Annotated in this window: 11 protein-coding genes; 5 read left to right on the top strand and 6 right to left on the bottom strand. The window is 72.8% G+C overall.

The genetic code is table 11. The annotated features are described in order from the left end of the window. The 4 genes from ARTHRO9V_RS00940 to ARTHRO9V_RS00955 form a co-directional block, all read left to right on the top strand. A partial coding sequence (locus ARTHRO9V_RS00940) for a glycosyltransferase family 4 protein (RefSeq protein WP_370516154.1) occupies positions 1 to 1,120 on the top strand: 1,120 nt, incomplete at its 5' end. Beyond that, positions 1,117 to 2,643 carry a lipopolysaccharide biosynthesis protein gene (locus ARTHRO9V_RS00945; protein ID WP_199736336.1) on the top strand — a complete coding sequence of 509 codons (1,527 nt, stop codon included), beginning with the start codon at positions 1,117 to 1,119 and terminating at the stop codon, positions 2,641 to 2,643. The genes ARTHRO9V_RS00940 and ARTHRO9V_RS00945, both read left to right, overlap by 4 nt. Further along, a complete protein-coding gene (locus tag ARTHRO9V_RS00950; RefSeq protein ID WP_159824973.1) occupies positions 2,640 to 3,647 on the top strand; it encodes a glycosyltransferase family 4 protein in 1,008 nt (335 codons plus the stop codon). The genes ARTHRO9V_RS00945 and ARTHRO9V_RS00950 overlap by 4 nt, the downstream gene beginning before the upstream one ends. 151 nt (positions 3,648 to 3,798) lie before the next feature. Continuing rightward, complete coding sequence (locus tag ARTHRO9V_RS00955; RefSeq protein ID WP_159824975.1) at positions 3,799 to 5,223, top strand: MFS transporter; 1,425 nt, start codon at positions 3,799 to 3,801, stop codon at positions 5,221 to 5,223. 33 nt (positions 5,224 to 5,256) lie between these two features. Here the strand turns inward: ARTHRO9V_RS00955 and ARTHRO9V_RS00960 are convergent, their stop codons facing one another. The 4 genes from ARTHRO9V_RS00960 to ARTHRO9V_RS00975 form a co-directional block, all read right to left on the bottom strand. After that, complete coding sequence (locus tag ARTHRO9V_RS00960; RefSeq protein ID WP_123571478.1) at positions 5,257 to 5,961, bottom strand: response regulator transcription factor; 705 nt, start codon at positions 5,959 to 5,961, stop codon at positions 5,257 to 5,259. Further along, complete coding sequence (locus ARTHRO9V_RS00965) at positions 5,958 to 7,235, bottom strand: sensor histidine kinase (protein WP_159824977.1); 1,278 nt, start codon at positions 7,233 to 7,235, stop codon at positions 5,958 to 5,960. The genes ARTHRO9V_RS00960 and ARTHRO9V_RS00965 overlap by 4 nt, the downstream gene beginning before the upstream one ends. A 97-nt stretch (positions 7,236 to 7,332) precedes the next feature. Beyond that, positions 7,333 to 8,565 (bottom strand): ATP-binding protein, encoded by a 1,233-nt coding sequence (locus ARTHRO9V_RS00970; RefSeq protein ID WP_123571277.1) that lies wholly within the window; start codon positions 8,563 to 8,565, stop codon positions 7,333 to 7,335. Between the two features lie 44 nt (positions 8,566 to 8,609). Continuing rightward, complete coding sequence (locus ARTHRO9V_RS00975) at positions 8,610 to 9,551, bottom strand: glycosyltransferase family 2 protein (RefSeq protein WP_159824979.1); 942 nt, start codon at positions 9,549 to 9,551, stop codon at positions 8,610 to 8,612. A gap of 76 nt (positions 9,552 to 9,627) precedes the next feature. Here ARTHRO9V_RS00975 and ARTHRO9V_RS00980 point away from each other — a divergent pair, with 76 nt between their 5' ends. Next, on the top strand, positions 9,628 to 10,629 hold the full coding sequence (locus ARTHRO9V_RS00980) for a glycosyltransferase family 2 protein (RefSeq protein ID WP_236556826.1): 1,002 nt from the start codon (positions 9,628 to 9,630) through the stop codon (positions 10,627 to 10,629). 2 nt (positions 10,630 to 10,631) lie between these two features. Here the strand turns inward: ARTHRO9V_RS00980 and ARTHRO9V_RS00985 are convergent, their stop codons facing one another. Together ARTHRO9V_RS00985 and ARTHRO9V_RS00990 are read right to left on the bottom strand one after the other, a co-directional pair. Then, the gene (locus ARTHRO9V_RS00985; protein ID WP_056043492.1) at positions 10,632 to 11,696 is read right to left on the bottom strand and encodes a glycosyltransferase; all 1,065 of its coding nucleotides are present in this window, start codon (positions 11,694 to 11,696) and stop codon (positions 10,632 to 10,634) included. Further along, a complete protein-coding gene (locus ARTHRO9V_RS00990) occupies positions 11,693 to 16,408 on the bottom strand; it encodes a PKD domain-containing protein (RefSeq protein WP_159824983.1) in 4,716 nt (1,571 codons plus the stop codon). The genes ARTHRO9V_RS00985 and ARTHRO9V_RS00990 overlap by 4 nt, the downstream gene beginning before the upstream one ends. Positions 16,409 to 16,441 lie beyond the last annotated feature (33 nt).

Raw genomic sequence — 16,441 nt, forward strand, 5'->3', positions numbered from 1 at the left:
GCGTGCGCCCCCGGCCCGCCCGTCCCGGGGGCGCACGCCGCGCCTCCCGGCGGTCCGCCTCTACGAGTCCGTGCGCACGGCCCACCTCGAGCGGGCGCACGAGCTGGCGCCCGCCAGCATCGTCTACCGCGTCACCCGCTACGACTTCGACGACTCGCTCGCCGCGGGGCTCGACCTCGTGCAGGCCGGTCCGCTCGCCTCGGCCTGGCTGATCGCGCGGTCACGGGTCGAGACGCTCGAGGTGAACGAGCCGCTCATGACGTCGAGCCTGCCGACCACGGCGCTGGTGCTGGCCGCCCTCGCGGTGCGACGCCGGCTGACCGGCCGCCGCACGGTCGTCGTCAGCTACCTGATCGGCAACGCCGACCCCTTCGACGTGGCCACTGCTCCGCGCCTGCGGACGCGACTGCGCCGACGAGGCGAACGCGTGCTGGCACGCGCGGTCTGGCGCCGTCTCGACCGGGTGGTCTTCGGGACGGACGCCGCGCGCGAGACGTACGCGCGCCTCCTGGGGGCCGCCTCGCCCCGCGTCACCACGACCACCGTGCCGGCCCTGCCGACCCGGCACGCGGACGCCCGCGGTGGCGGCGTCCGCCCGCTCGCGGTGGCCTTCGTCGGCTCGTTCGTCGAGCGCAAGGGGCTGCGCGTCCTGGCGGCGGCCTGGCCGCTCGTCGTCGCCGCCCGCCCCGAGGCGACGCTGACCCTGCTCGGCAAGGGCGCCCTCGAGCAGGAGGCGCGGGCCCTGTCGGTCGCGCAGCCCTCGGTCGCCGTCGAGGTCGACCCGCCCCGTCCCCGCATCCACTCCGTGCTCGAGGAGGCGCGCGTGCTCGTGCTCTGGTCGCAGCCCAGCCCGACCTGGCGCGAACAGGTGGGGTTGCCGATCGTCGAGGGTCTGTCGCACGGCTGCACGGTCGTCACGACCACCGAGACGGGGCTCGCCGACTGGCTCGACGCCCACGGTCACGTGGTCGCGTCCGACCCCCGCGCACCACAGGTGCTGGCCGACGCGATCGTCGAGGCGCTCGACGCCGGACGCGCCGCCGACGACGTGCTGGCCGACCTGCCCGACCGGGACGGACGCCTCTCCGCGGACGACCGACTGTTCAGGAGCGCCTCGTGAGCCGGTCGACGACGGGCTCGGCCGGTCGTCCCCGCCGGGGCGGCGCGATGGCCGCCGTGGGCTCGACCGCGGCGACGAAGGTCATCGTGATGGGCCTGTCGGGCGTGCTCGGCATCATCACGAGCCGCATGATCATCCAGAACTTCGGCACCGACGCCTATGCGCAGTACGGGCTGCTCTCGACCTTCCCGACCCTGTTGCCGTTCGCCGACCTCGGCATCGCGGCCATCGTCATCAACGCGGTGGCCGGGTCGTCGTCGGTCCGCACCGACGACTTCGTCAAGCGCTCGATCGTCACCGCCTTCCGCGTGCTGCTGGTGTCGGGCGGCATCATGGTCGCGGTCGCCCTGCTCATCACCCTCGCGGGCTGGTGGCCCGTGCTGCTCGGCGAGGGGTTGCTGCCCGACGGCGGCTCGCTCGCGGCGGGACTCTGCCTCGCGGTGTTCGGCCTCGTGATCCCGCTCACGGTCGGGCAGCGCATCCTCGTGGGGCTGAAGAAGACCAGCACGCAGGTCGCCAGCCAGGCCGTCGTGGCACCGTTCATGCTGCTCGCCATCGGTTCGGCCGTCATGTTCAGCGTGCCGGTCGGCAGCTACCTCGCGGTCATCTCGTACGTGGCCAACAGCCTCGTCTCGGTGATCTGCCTGATCGTGGCGGCACGCGCCCTGTCGCCGCAGATCGGGTCGGCCGTCAAGCTCGTGCCCCGCATCCGCAGCTACCGCGGCGTGCCCGCGCTGGGCCTGGCCTGGCCGATGCTCGTGCAGATGATCGCCCTGCCGGTCGCGATGCAGACCGGCCGCCTGCTCCTCAGCCACCTGGCCGGGCCGGACGAACTCGCGCAGTACAACCTCGCCTCGCAGCTCTTCGGCATCGTGCTGCAGACCGTCGCGGCCGCGGGCATCGCCCTCTGGCCGGTGTACGCCGCGGCCCGCTCGGCCGGGCGGGTGGAGTCGCCGACCGTGCCGACCCTGTGGTTCCTGCTGGGGGGACTCGTGCTGGGCACGGCGCTCGCCGTGCTGAGCCCGTTCCTGGCGCGCTTCGTCTCGGGCGGGGCGATCACGCTCGACGGCTGGATGCTCGTCGGCTTCGTCGTGTTCGTCGGCCTGCAGGCGGCGAAGTACCCGGTCGGCATGTACATGACCGACAAGACCGGGCTGGTCTTCCAGGTGCTGCCGATCGTGCTGATGGTGCCGCTCAACCTGGGGCTGTCGTGGTGGTTCATCGGGCAGGTCGGGGCCGCCGGACCCGTGCTGGGGTCGGCGATCTCGGTGGCGCTCTGCCAGCTCGTGCCGAACCTCTGGTACGTGTCGCGCGACCTCGGTCGCCGTCGGGCCGAGGCGGCAGCGGGCGGAGCGGCCGGCGACGATGCCGACGACGACGGCACCGTCGGCCTCGACGTCGACGAGCAGCGTGGCGACGAGACGGCGACCGACCAGGCCATCGTCGAGCGGGCGGCGGCCGAACAGGCCTCCGACGCACGGTCCGGCGACGGGCGTGGCGACGGACCCGAGGAGGCGCGGTGATCGAGGTCCTGTTCGCGAGCGAACGCGACGTCCCCGGTTGGGCGGCCGACCACGCGGCGGGCCTCCGCCCCGGCCTCTGGCCGTACGGCCTCGAGGCGCTGCGCGACGCGGACCCGGAGGCGCGCATCGCGTCCGTCCCGGAACCCGGCCGCCTGCAGGTGCTGCGCGACCGGGTGGTGCCGCGCCGCGCCTCCTCGTCCGGGGTGCCGTCCGACGACGTCGGGGTGACCTGGGACGAGAACGTCGCGCGTCGGATGCTGCTGGCACGGCCGCACGAGCGCATGTACACGGGCGTGATCTGGGTGACGGACCGGGTCGAGCGCGGGCAGGACGTCGGGCGCATGCGTGACGTGCTGCGACGCATGAGCGGGCTCTGGGTGATCAGCCGCGGGCAGGTCGAGCCGTTGCGACGATTCGTCGGCGAGGACGGCCCGCCGGTCGGGTTCTTCACCTTCGGGGTCGACGAGGACTTCTTCGCGGCGCGTCCGTGGCCCACGCGACCGATGGTGCTGAGCATCGGAGGCGACCGCGACCGCGACCCGGCGACCCTGTTCGCGACGCTCGAGCAGGTCCACGCCGAGCGACCGGACGTCGAGCTGGTCGTGCAGACGACGAGCGACGCGGCTCCGCCCGAGGGCGTCACCGTGGTGCCGCACGTCTCGCACCGCGAGCTGGCCGAGCTGTACGCCCGTGCCTCGCTCGTCGCCGTGGCGACGCGCGACAACCTGCACGCGTCCGGCATGACGGTCAGCCTCGAGGCGATGGCCACGGGTCGTCCCGTCGTGATGACGGACACGCCGGGCATCGAGGACTACGTGGTGCACGAACGCACCGGGCTGCTCGCGCCGGTGGGGGACTCGGCGGCCCTCGCCGGGCACGTGCTGCGGCTGCTCGGCGACGAGGCCGAGGCACGCGCGTTCGGCGCGGCGGGACGCGCCCTCGTCGAGGAACGGCTGACGACGCGGCACCTCGCGGCGTCGCTGGCGGAGTTCGTCGGCGCCTGAGGCGACCGCGCCTGAGGTGACCTCGCACGCATCCGACCGGAGCGGGGTCTGTCAACCCCCCGACGGTGAACGGCGGCTGTCATTTGCATGAACTGCAACCTTGTGATCGGCTATGAGTTCGCCCACACCGCCGTGGCTCAGGAAGGCCGAGATGACGACCGAACACCGCACCCCCACCGAGACACCGTCCCGACGAGGCCTGACCGCCTTCCTCGCGGCTCCACCGCCCGCACCCCGGCTCGACGACGCGAGCGTCGCCCGTCGCTACCCGCGCCTCCGTCTGCAGGTCTTCATCGGGATCTTCATCGGGTACGCCGCCTACTACCTGATCCGCAACAACGTGCCCTTGGTGTCGACCATCCTCAAGGACGAGAACGGCTTCAGCACGCTCGGCCTCGGCGTCATCACGAACGGCGTCCTGCTGGCGTACGGGTTCAGCAAGTTCCTGAGCGCCATCGTGAGCGACAGGAGCAGCGCACGGTTCTTCCTGCCCATCGGCCTGGCGTTGTCGGCCCTCGCCAACCTCGTCATCGCCTTCGTGCCGGCGGTTGGCGCCTCGGTGGCCCTCTTCGCCGTCGTGATGATCGTCAACGGGTTCTTCCAGGGCATGGGCTGGCCGCCCAGCGGCCGCACCCTCGTGCACTGGTTCTCGACGTCCGAACGTGGTGGGAAGACCGCGATCTGGAACGTCGCCCACAACGTGGGAGGCGCGGGTGCCGGTGGCCTCGCGGGTGTCGCCCTCGCCTCGTTCGGCACCTGGCAGAGCGTGTTCTGGTTCCCCGCGATCGTCTGCCTCGTGATCGCCGTCGTGGCGCTCGTGCTCCTGCGCGACACCCCGGAGTCCGAAGGGCTCCCGCCCATCGAGGAGTACCGGAACGACCCGGCCCCCGTCGAGGCCGACGCCGCGGACGAGGGTGCCTCCACCTGGACCACCATCCGTCGCTACGTGCTGACGAACCGCACCATGGTGAACCTGGCGCTGGCCAACGTCTTCGTCTACACGCTCCGCTACGGCGTGCTCGTCTGGGCGCCCGTGTACCTGTCCGAGGTCCGCGGCGCGAGCCTCGGCGAGGGCATCGCCGGGTTCTCGCTGTTCGAGCTGGCGGGCATCCCCGGCACCCTGCTCTGCGGCTACATCAGCGACAAGGTGTTCCGGGGCCGCCGGTCGCCCACGGGCATCCTCTTCATGAGCGCCGTCGGAGTCGCCGTCGCGGTCTACTGGCTCTCGCCGGTCGAGGGCCCCCTGTGGATCTCGCTCGCCATGCTCGTCGCCATCGGTGGCCTGATCTACGGCCCGGTCATGCTGATCGGCCTGCAGGCCCTCGACCTCAGCCCGCGATCGGTCGCCGGCACCGCGGCAGGGTTCACCGGCCTCTTCGGTTACGTGCTCGGCGCCACGCTCGCCTCCACCGGCATCGGCCTGGCCGTGCACGCGTTCGGCTGGGACGTCACCTTCGTGCTCATCCTCGTCTGCGTCGTGCTCGCGATCGTCCTGCTCGCGATCGTCGGACGCGACGAGCGGGCCCTGAACGCGAGGAAGCGCGCCCGCGAGGCGCAGTCACCGACGGCACGGTGATCCCGTCGCTCCGGGCGGCCGGCCCGGCCTTCGTCACGCGGTCGTGGTGGACACGGGCTGCGTGGCGTCGGGTCGGGCCGCCCGGACGACGAGCGCCAGCTGCACGCGGTTGCCGACGTCGAGCTTGTCGTACGCGTGGCCGACGTGGGTCTTCACGGTCGCGACGCTGACGAAGAGGTCGGCGGCGATCTCGGCGTTCGACGCCCCCTCGGCCACCGCGACGGCCACCTCCCTCTCGCGGTCGGTCAGCAGGGCCAGCCGGGCGCGGGCGTCGGCGGCCGAGCCCGCCTCGTCCGCCGCGGTGGTCCGGGTGGCGGCGGCGATGACGCGGTCGAGCACGCTCGGCGAGAGGATCGATCGCCCCCGCGCGACGGCGAGGACGGCCTCGACGAGTTCGTGCGGAGGGGTGTCCTTCACGAGGAACCCGCGGGCGCCGCGCTGAAGGGCCCCCAGCACGAGGTCGTCTGCCTCGAAGGTCGTCAGCACGATCACCCGCAGGTCGGGCCGTCGGACCAGTTCACGCTCGGTCGCCTCGAGCCCGTCGCAGCGCGGCATGCGGATGTCCATCAACACGACGTCCGGTTCCGTGCGGTCGATGACGTCCTCGGCGTCGAGCCCGTCCACGGCCTCGCCCACGACGTCGACGTCCGTGTGCCCGCCCAGGATGAGGCGCAGCCCCGACCGCACCAGGGCGTCGTCGTCGACCACGACGACCCGCACCGGACGCACGACGGTCATCGCGTCCACGGCAGGTCGGCCTCGACGACGAAGTCGTCCCCGTCGGGGCCGGCCCGGAACCGACCGCCCACCAGGCGGGCGCGTTCGGCCAGCCCGGCGAGGCCGTGGCCGTCCCTCGCGGCGTCGGACGGCCCGTGGGGCGCCGGGTTCGTCACGCGGATGCGGACGACGTCCGTCGGAGCCGCCTCGACCGACACCGTCACCCGGACCGGCTGCCCGGGAGCGTGACGTCGGGCGTTCGTGAGGGCTTCCTGGACGATGCGGTAGGCGTGCCGTCCGACGGCGGTCGGCACCTCGGCCGAGCGGGCCGCGTCGTCGATCACCGACGTGACCGGTGAACCGGCCTCCCGCGCCTCCTCGACCAGGGCGTCGAGCTCGCGCAGCGTGGGTTGAGGAGGCGCGGTGACCGTGACCTCGGAAGCTCCGCCCGCCTCCGGGTCGCGCAGCACCCCCAGCACGTCCCGCAGGTCGGAGAGGGCCGAGTGGGCCTCGGCCCGGACGACGGCCGCGGCGGCGACGGTCTCGTCGGGGTCGAGGTCGCGGCCCCGGTATTCGAGCGCCCCGGCGTGGAGGGCGACGAGGGATAGCCGGTGGCCGAGGACGTCGTGCATCTCGCGGGCCAGGTGTGCCCGCTCTCCGTCGCGGGCCCGCTCCTCGCGGAGCACCTGGTCGCGTTCGACGAGGAGGGCCCGTTCGCGCAGCGAGGCGATCAAGGCGCCTCGGGAGCCGACGACCACCCCGACGAGAGCGAGGAGAGCGTAGGCGAGGGCGACGACGGCCAGGGCGACCGCCGCCCACCCGGCGGACCACCCGTCCTCCCACGAGCGGAACACGAGGAGTTCCGCGACCACCGTGGCCGCGACGAACACGACACCGGCGGCCACGATCTCGCCGGGCCGTCGGCGCGTGGCCAGCGACACGACGACCAGGACGGCGGCCCCGACCGCGAGCGTCGAGAACGATCCCAGGGCGAGGACCACGAGGCCGACGACGAGCGGTGCCCGGTGGCGGAAGGGGACGAGGGCGAGGGCGGTCAGCCCGGCGAGCACGTCTCCGACCAGGGAGGCCCCGAACCGGGCGTCGCTCCAGCCGCTCACGTCCGTCGACGGCCAGACCACGGCGAAGGAGACCAGCCCGACGAGGACGGCGACGGCGAGGCGCCACGAGCTCGCCCAGAGCCGGCGGGCCCGCGACGGCCCGGCACCACCCGCCGACCCCTCGCCGTCGGCGCTCGCCGGTGTCGCGGTCTCGGGTCGTGCGGTGGCTGTGCTCATGGGTCGAGCTTAGGAAGCGCCCAGCCACCGGGGATCGACCGATGGTCGGAGATCGTGGTGGCACCGGTCCCCACCGAGGCGCGACTCCTGGTCGGGCTCAGGCGGTCCGGGGCCAGTCCGTCGTCAGGTAGGCCTCGACGGCACGGTTGCGGAACGCGTACGGCTTGCCCCGGCTCACCACCCCGCGCACCGTGTCGAGCCGTTGGGAGGTGGGCCCGAGCTGGGCGCCCGAGGCCAGGCCCATCGCCTCGGCGATGGCGTTCAGGGTGCGCCCTGCCGGGGGCAGCGACGCCATCGCCCGGAGGAACTCGTGCTCTCGTGGGGGGAGGCGGTTCAGGATGCGCTCGACGTGGGCCGACGCTTCGCCCTCGGCTCCGCGCCAGCCCGCCACGACGTCGTCCTCGGACACGACGGGTGCCGTCCCGACGTTCCACGCCCGCTGCCCGGCGAGCTGGAACAGGAAGGGCTCTCCGCAGCTGAGGGCCGCGATGGCCCTGGCCGCCGCGGGGTCCATGCGGACGGTCTCGACGACGCCGTGTTCGCCCGGGGTCTCCCAGCCGGCGATCACGAACGGCTGGAGTGCCTCGAGGATGTCGCCCTCGTCGAGGGGGCCCAGCGTGGTGGTCCGGAACCGCCGGGCGAAGGTCGCCCCCTTGCGGGCACCCGCCATGTCCTCGAAGTCGGGGAGGCCGGTCAGGTAGACGGCGACGGGCAGGTGCCGGGACACGGTGCCTCCACCGGGGACGGCGACCTCGACCTCGTGCGAGAGGGTGTCGCCGAGCGCGATGAGGAGCTGCGAGAGGGCGGCCTCGTCGCCGATGTTCTGCACCTCGTCGACGTGGATCACGACGACGGCGTCCTGCTCGATCGCCGCCTGCCCGAGTTCGACGAGGAGTTCGAAGAGCGCCGTGAACGGCTCGGGGCCGTCGGCGCCGCGCGTCGTCACCGAGAAGCCGGTCGCGGCCACCTGCTCGACCCTGGCGAGCAGGTCGAGCACGCCCCGACGGGTCGAGGCACGGAGCCCGGCGCCGTCGGCCAGACGCAGGACGGCGGAGGCGATGATCTTGAGCGGATCGGCCCCGGTGGGCATGCGCAGCTGAGGCGTGACCCAGTCGCCGGCCTCGGCGGCGTCGCGGGCGATGCGTCGGACGAGGCTCGACTTGCCGGTGCCCGGTTCGCCGAGGATCGTCCGGCCGGTCTCGTACAGACCCGCACGTCGGCGGGGTCGCAGGACCTGGTGCCAGTCGCTCAGCTGCTCGGTTCGGCCGGCCCAGACGTCGGGGACGACGTCGGAGCCCGCCTGGAACGGGTTGGTGAGGGGAGATCGCACGGTGATAAATTTATCAGAGCCCGGGTCGACCGTTGATAAATTTATCAGACCCTCTCTCGGGCTCGTCGTCGACGCAGCTCGGTCGCCACGATCCGTCGCCCCTCGAGGACGGCCCGCAGTCCGACGAGCAGCGTGCCCGGTGACCGGACGAACTGGCGCCGCCCGCCCTGCAGCAGCACCTCCCACGCGATGCGGGGGGTCAGTCGGCGCCACCGGCGGAGGTCGTCGTCGCCGAGGTGCTTCGCGGCGAACAGCAGCCGGTTGCGGATGTTGTACCGGTAGTACCCCGCCGATTTCGCCTGCCCCGACCGGTCGGCCCCGCCGTCGGTCTGCGTGCCGCCCTCGGCGTGGACGACGGTGACGTCGTCGAGCAGCCGCAGCGCGCCTCCCGAACCGACGACGCGACGCGACAGGTCGACGTCCTCCCAGTACAGGAAGTAGTCGTCGTCGAAGCCGCCGCAGCGCTGCCAGAGGTCGTCGCTCAGCACGAGGCAGGCGCCGCTCAGCCACTCCTCGACGCGGGCGCCGGGCAGCCGTCGTCGCCGCGAGCGGATGCGGCCGTCGTCGAGGTACAGGTCGCTGCCCGCCGACCAGACGCTGCCGTCGGGGCGCAGCACGGTCGGCGCGCTCATCGTCAGCGGGTCGGACGAGGAGGCGCGGTGCAGGGCGGCGAGGGCTCCCGCGTCCGCGACGGCGTCCGGGTTGAGCAGCACGTGGTGACGCGCCCCGGCCTCACGGGCCCGGGCGACGCCGAGGTTGACGCCGGTGCCGAAGCCCTCGTTGCCGTCGGGCGCGACGAGGTGCCAGCCCTCGGCCGCAGCGAGCTCGCTCACGCGGGCGCGCTCGGCCGCTCCCGACCAGTTGTCGACGACGACCACGACGAGGCCCTCCGTCGCCCGTGAGACGGGCGCGAGGTTCTGGCGCAGCAGGTCGGTCGAACCGTAGTTGACGACGACCACCGAGAGGCCGGCGAGCGACTCACCCACGGTTCGTCCCCCGTCCACCCGCAGGAGGCGCGGTGCAGGGCCCGTCGCCCCTCACCGACCTGACATGCTGGGGGCCGTGACGACCGACCCGACCACGCCGCGCCTCCTGACCATCGCCGTGCTGACCTTCCGCCGGCCGCGCGATCTCGACGCGGTGCTGCCGCTGCTCGTCGAGCAGGCCCGCAGCGTCCGCGGACTCGGCGTCGAGGCGCGCGTGCTCGTCGTCGACAACGACGCGAGCGGGTCGGGCCGTGGACGCGTCGAGGAGGTGGCGCTCGCGGCGGCCGACCCGGGCGACGGTGCCGGACCCGTGACGGTCGACTACGTCGTCGAGGCCACGCCGGGCATCGCCTCGGCCCGCAACCGTGCGCTCGCCGAGAGCGGCGACGGCGACGTGCTGGTCTTCATCGACGACGACGAGCGGCCGTCCGACGGGTGGCTGGGCGCCCTGGTCTCCCTGCAGGCCGAGACGGGTGCCGCGGCCGTCGTCGGTCCCGTGCGCAGCGAGTACGAGGTCGAGCCCGAGCCCTTCATCGTCGAGGGACGCTTCTTCGTGCGACGCCGACTCGCGACCGGCACGCCCGTCGACGTCGCCGCCACCAACAACCTGCTGCTCGACCTCGTCGAGGTGCGTCGCCAGGGCCTGGCCTTCGACGTGGCCCTCGGCCAGCTCGGTGGCGAGGACACCCTCTTCACCCGCAGCCTGGTCGCCGGTGGCGGCACGATCCTGTGGTGCGCCGAGGCGGTCGTCACGGACGTCGTCCCCGCCCACCGCGTCACGCGGCGATGGGTCGTGCAGCGTGCCTACAGCAGCGGCAACGGTTGGAGCCTCACCTCGGTGATGCTGTCCGCGCGAGGGGCCTCGCGACTGTCCACGCGCCTCCGGCTGTCGGCCAAGGGCGGCGTGCGCGTCGTCGGCGGGCTGGGCCGGTACGCGGTCGGCACGGTGACCCGCCCCCTCGGTCGACGGTCGCTGGGGCAGCGGGCTCGCGGCATCCGGACGATGGCCCGGGGCGCCGGCATGGTGGCGGGCGCGTGGGGCGCGGGGTACCGGGAGTACGGCCGCGTCGACGGCTGAGCTCACGGGCGCGCCCGGCGTCCGCCGACGGCACGTCGACCACGGGTCGCGGCGATCGCCCGACGGTAGGCCGCGACGTGTGCCTCGCCGGCGCGGTCCCAGTCGCGGGCCGACAGGTCGGGGCGCGCGTCGTCGTCGAGCCGCGAGGCCGCGTCGAGCGCGTGCTCGACGTCGTCGGGACCGAGTTCGTCGGCGTACTGCCGGACCCAGTCGGCTCCGACCTCGTCGGCCAGGCGGGCGTTGACCTCGTTGGCGGGCACGAGCACGGGCCGGCCGAGCGACAACGCCGTCAGCACCCCGCCCGAGTTGTGCATCTCGCGGTAGGGCAGCACGACCAGCTCGGCCCGGCGCACCACGTCGATGAGGTCCTCGTCGTCGAGGAAACGCAGGTCGAGGCTGACCCGGGGATCGTCGGCCGCGAGCTGCTCGAGCCCGTGGGCGAGCTCGGGCGTCGAGGGCTTGCCGGCGGCGTGCAGCCTCCGGTCGTCGCCCCGGACGCCTCGGAAGGCCCGGACGAGGCCGTCGACCCCCTTGTAGCGGCGGATGAAGCCGAAGTACGACACCCGGCCTGCCTCGCGCGACGGCCACGGCCAGCGGGCGAACCAGTCGACGTAGTGGCCGTGGGGGATGAGCGCGCCGAGGGCGTCGGCGTGCTCGGGCGTCTCGTCGTTCAGCCGCACCCAGAGCGCGGTGCGTCGCTCGATCCAGCGCAACAGGACGCGCTCGCGCCGGGAGATGCCGCTCGGCAGCTCGAGGTTGTGCTCGGTGCGGACGATCGGGGTGCGCGTCAGCCGCAGCTTCGTCACCAGGGCGACGGTCAACGCCTGACGCACGAGCGCCTTGAGCGGGCTCTGCCCCGAGACGAGGATCTCGGGCCAGTGCACGTGGAAGACGTCGTAGCGGCCCAGGAGGGCGCCCTTCCAGTCGAAGGTGCGCACCTCCACCCCGGGCACCGCGCCGACGGCGTCCCGGAGCATCACGAGGTAGGGGTTCGTCGTCGGTCGCGGTCGCGGGAACGACTGCTGGACGACGAGCCTGCTCGCGTGCTCCGGGGCGGCGTCGGTCACGGCTTGAAGACGCTCAGGTCGTCGAACGAGACCGTCTGCGGGGCGTTGGTGGTGCTTCCCGAGGTGTAGGCGCCGAGGGCGACCCAGCCGGGTGCCTGCAGGCCGGCGAAGGTGTCGGTCGCCGACACCGTCCAGGCCGTGGGCTCCGCGGTGCCGTCCGCCCAGACCTTGGCGCGGATCGTCGTCGTGCCCGAGCCGCTCACCTCGAGTCGGACGTTGAGCTTCGCACCGGGGGCGATCGTGCCGGGCACGAGCGTCTCGCCCACCAGGTTCACGCCGGAGGCCGATCCCTTGAAGGCGGTCAGGGCGACGACGGCGCGTCCGTCGGAGCGGTAGCGCAGGGTCGCGCGGTACTCCGAGTTCGTCGCGACCTTGCGGCCGGTCACGTAGACGAAGGTGCCGCCACCGGTGGCCGCCTTGTCGAGGCTCACGCTGGTGCGCAGGTCGGCGTCGGTCGTGCTGACGCCGGTGAGTGCCATCGAGGTGTTGTAGCCCGCTGCCCCGAGGAACTGCGTGCCGACCCCACCGGTCACCGCGTACTGCGACGCGCTGCCGGTGCGGGCCCAGGTGCCGCCGACCTCAGCCGTGCCCCAGCCGCCCGTCACCGAGCGTCCGAAGCCGTCCTTGACCGCGGCCGTGACCACGGGAGGCGCGGTGACCGTCACCGTGGTGGTGCGGGTCGCGGTGGCTCCCTTGTCGTCGGTCACCGTGAGGGTCACGGTGTAGGTGCCGCCGACGGCGTAGTCGTGGGCCGCCGTGTTGCCGGTCGCCGTGCCTCCGTCGCCGAAGTCCCAGGCGTACGCCGTGACGGTGCCGTCCGAGTCGGTCGAGGCGCGTCCGTCGGTCGAGACCGAGAGGGCCTTGGCCGACGTCGTGAACGAGGCCGTCGGAGCAGCGTTCGGGATCGGCGCGACGGTCACGCTGCCGGTCGAGATGCCCGTGGCGCCCTTGTCGTCGGTCACGGTGAGGGTCACCGTGTAGGTGCCGGCCGCCGCGTAGGTGTGCGCGGCCGTCTTGCCCGTGGCCGTGCCTCCGTCACCGAACGTCCAGGCGTAGGCCGCGACGGTGCCGTCGGGGTCGGTCGACGCGGTGGCATCGGTCGAGACGGCCAGTCCCGTGGCGGCGCTCGTGAACGAGGCCGTCGGGGCCACGTTCACCGGGGGAGCCGGGGCGACCGTGACCGTCCCCGTCGAGGTGCCGGTGGCGCCTTCGGAGTCGGTCACGGTGAGGGTCACCGTGTAGGTGCCGGCAGCGGCGTACGTGTGGTTCGCGGTCGGGCCCGTCGCGGCCACGGTGCCGTCACCGAAGTCCCAGCGGTACGACGCGACGGTCCCGTCGGAGTCGGTCGAGGTGCTCGCGTCCACGGCGACGGCCAGGTGGTCGACCACCGAGGTGAACGAGGCGGTCGGTGCCGCGTTCACCCGGGGCGCCGTCACGGTGACGCTGGCGGTCGACGTGCCGACGGCTCCCTGGTCGTCCGTCACGGTGAGGGTGACGGTGTAGGTGCCCCCCGCGGCGTAGGTGTGCGAGGGGGTGGCGCCGCTGGCCGGGGCGCTCCCGTCGCCGAAGTCCCAGCCGTACGAGGCGATCGTCCCGTCGCGGTCGACCGAGGTGCGGCCGTCGAAGGCGACGCCGAGACCGGTGGGCGTCGAGGTGAAGGCCGCCGTGGGCGCGGCGTTCGGCTTGTTCGCACCGAGCGCGTAGTGCTGCGCGACCGTGGTGGCGTCGAGGGGTCGGGCGTAGACCGCGGCCTCGTCGAGGCTCCCGGCCCAGTAGCCCGAACCCGAGTTCCACGAGCTGTCGCCGCCGAGGCGCCAGAACCCGCGGTAGCCGTCCGAGGCCGTGGTCGGGTTCGACCCGACCTGGGCGCCGTCGACGTAGAGCTTCATGCCGTCCGAGCCCTGCGTGGCGACCACGTGGTGCCAACGGCCGTCGTTGTAGCTCGCCGTGCTGCTCGCGAGGTTCATCCGACCGGTCCAGTTGCCGAACTGCAGGCGACCGTCCTGCTCCATGTACACGTGGCGGTCGTAGTTGCCGCTGTAGCCGGTCTGCTGGTTGCCGAAGCCGATCAGCTTGCCGCCCGAGGTCGTCGTCGTGTTGAACCAGGTCTCGAGCGTGTAGTTGTTCGGGGTGTCGTACGAGGTGGTGGTCGCGACGCCGGCGTCCTGGCCGTTGAACGTCGCCGACTGGCCGGAACCGCCCACGGCGGACGTGCCGCCGGTGGTCACGCCACCGCTGACGACGCCGTTGGTGCCGACGGGCGACGAGTCGGTCGAGACGGTGGAGGCGTCCCCGTCGAGGCGGAAGTACGCCTCTGGGTCGTCCTGGAACACCCGGGCGCCGTAGGCGTCGGCCGGGGCCTTGGGCAGCTTGCTCGTGCGGCCCGAGGCGACCCACTGGCCGTCGACCTGCTTGGCGCTCAGGGCGGCCGGGTACACGGAGACGTCGTCGATGTCGCCCTGGAAGTACGGGGCGCCGTCCCAGTTGTTGTCACCGCCGATGCGCCAGTAGCCCGTGTAGTCCTGGCCACCCGTCGTGCCGGCGTCGGTCGCGACCTTCTTGCCGTCCACGAAGAACGACTGGCCGGCCGAGCTCAGCGTGCCCACGACCTGGTGCCACTCACCGTCGTTGAGGGCGGTCGGGCTGGTGATGATGCGGGACGAACCCGGGTAGACGCCGAAGGACACACGGCCCCGGGGGTCCATGTAGAGGTGCCGGTCGTACGAGTTCGAGGCGCCGGTGCGGTTGCTGCCGAAGCCGACGATCTTGCCACCGGTGGTCGACGTCGTGCGGAACCAGGCCTCGACCGAGAAGGTCTGCGGGCCGGCGATGGCCGAGGTCGTGGACGAGAGGCCCGTGTCGGTTCCGGAGAAGGTGCTGGCGCCGTCGGAGTCGGACGTGGTCTGACCGGTGGTGCCGCGGGTCACGCCGGCCTGGGCCTGCTGGTCGTCGTAGCCGACCCAGTCGTAGACGGTCGAGCCGCTCTTCTCGCCGAGGCGCCAGAGCGAGGTGGCTCCGTCGGCGGCGACCTGCTTGACGTAGGGCGAGGCCTTGTCGGCGGTCACGGTGACGTCCACGCCGTCGCCCAGCACGGTGTTGCCGAGCGGGTCGGTGGCCCGGATGCGGTAGCTGTGCGTGCTGCCGGGCGCGAGGTCCTTGTCGACGAAGCCGAGGGCGGGACGCTTCCAGAAGGTCGAGGCGGAGGTCGTCGTGTACACGGGGTTGGTGAGGTCACCGTCGCGGTAGACGGCGTAGCTCAGGTTCGCGTTGTCCTTGTCCCAGTTGGACTGCCAGCTGACCCGGACCGTGCCGGACGACAGCGAGACCAGGCTCGGGGTGAAGAGGGCGCCGGAGGCCTCGGGGCCCGTCTTGTTCGGGGCGATGCTCGACACCGCGAAGCGCACGAGGCCGTTCTGCGCCTTGCCGTTGACGGACGGGAACTCCCCGCCGTAGACCACGTACTTGTCGTTGGCGGCGACGCTCCACGGGCCCTGGCTCAGGCCGGTGTAGGTGCCGGTGGCGAAGTCGGGGAACCAGTTCAGGATGCTGGGGGCGGGAGTGCCGGCGAAGTTGTAGTAACCCATCGGGTCGTTGGTGATGGTCTGCGTGGCCGAGTCGCTGAACGCCATGGCGCGCTGGAAGGTCCAGGGGTTGGTCTGCGGCTGTCCGCCGATGTTTCCGCAGTAGTGCGGGTGGCCGGCGACGTAGACGGCGGTGCTGTTGGCCGCGACCGAGTAGGTGTCACCGTGGCAGTCCTCGACCCACTGGAGGTCGCCGTTCCAGGTCGCCTTGAAGGCGCCTTCGAGTCGACCGCCGCCGCCGAACGTGTAGCCCGACCCGTAGAAGCCGTTGGCCGTGGCGCTCAAGCTGTAGATGGCCGCCTGGCCACCACCGTTGCGGACGACGTCGTTGGCCTGGACGGGCAGGTTGGCCGCCGAGGTCGCGTCGACCATGGCGAGACCGTACCCGGGCTGCGACGAGCCGTTCACCGAGCTGAACGAACCGCCGAGGACGATCTTCGAGCCGTCGGGGCTGGCGACGAGGCCGAGCACGTCACCGCCGGCGATCTGCGGAGCCCACGGGAGGTTCGTGCCGTTCGAGGCGGTGACCGCGGCCGCCTTGGCGCGCGTGTCCTTGCCGATGCTCGAGAAGACGCCGGCGATGTAGACGTTGGGGCCCACGGCGGCGATCGCGTTCACGGTGGCGTTCGTGCCGGGGTTCCAGCTGGTGACGAGGGCGCCGGTGGTCGGGTCGAGGGCCGCGAGGCGGTACTTGTTGACGCCGTTGACCTTGGTGAAGGCGCCGCCGATGTAGAGACGTTTGCCGTCGGGGGACGCGGCGAGGGCCTTGACCTGCCCGTCGATCACCGGCGCGAACGTCGTCGAGAGCGCTCCCGTGGTGATGTCGTACGCGAGGAGGTAGCTGCGGGGGACCTCGTCGACGCCCGCTGCCGAGCCCGCCGGGCGGGCCTTCGTGAACTTGCCCGCGGCGTAGACGGTGTTGCCCACGATCACCTGCGTGAAGACGGACCCGTCGATCTGGGGTGCGGGGAGCGCGTCGGCCGTGACGGTCGCCGGCGTCGACGGCGACGTCGGGTCGAGGGGGGCGGAGTCGGCCGCAGCGGGCTGGACTCCGACCAGGACGGACAACAGCACGGCGGACGCAGCGACGATCGCGGGGAGACGAAGGCGCGACGAGACGGTTCTTCCCATGGGGGAGCCTCATTCGGGTCGGGTAGGCGTCAT

This window comes from Frigoribacterium sp. 9N (assembly GCF_902506305.1).
GTDB lineage: Bacteria > Actinomycetota > Actinomycetes > Actinomycetales > Microbacteriaceae > Frigoribacterium.

Coding starts and splice junctions, on each gene's coding strand:
- ARTHRO9V_RS00955 (WP_159824975.1), top strand. CDS start 3,799: ATGACGACCGAACACCGCACCCCCACCGAGACACCGTCCCGACGAGGC.
- ARTHRO9V_RS00960 (WP_123571478.1), bottom strand. CDS start 5,961: ATGACCGTCGTGCGTCCGGTGCGGGTCGTCGTGGTCGACGACGACGCC.
- ARTHRO9V_RS00965 (WP_159824977.1), bottom strand. CDS start 7,235: ATGAGCACAGCCACCGCACGACCCGAGACCGCGACACCGGCGAGCGCC.
- ARTHRO9V_RS00990 (WP_159824983.1), bottom strand. CDS start 16,408: ATGGGAAGAACCGTCTCGTCGCGCCTTCGTCTCCCCGCGATCGTCGCT.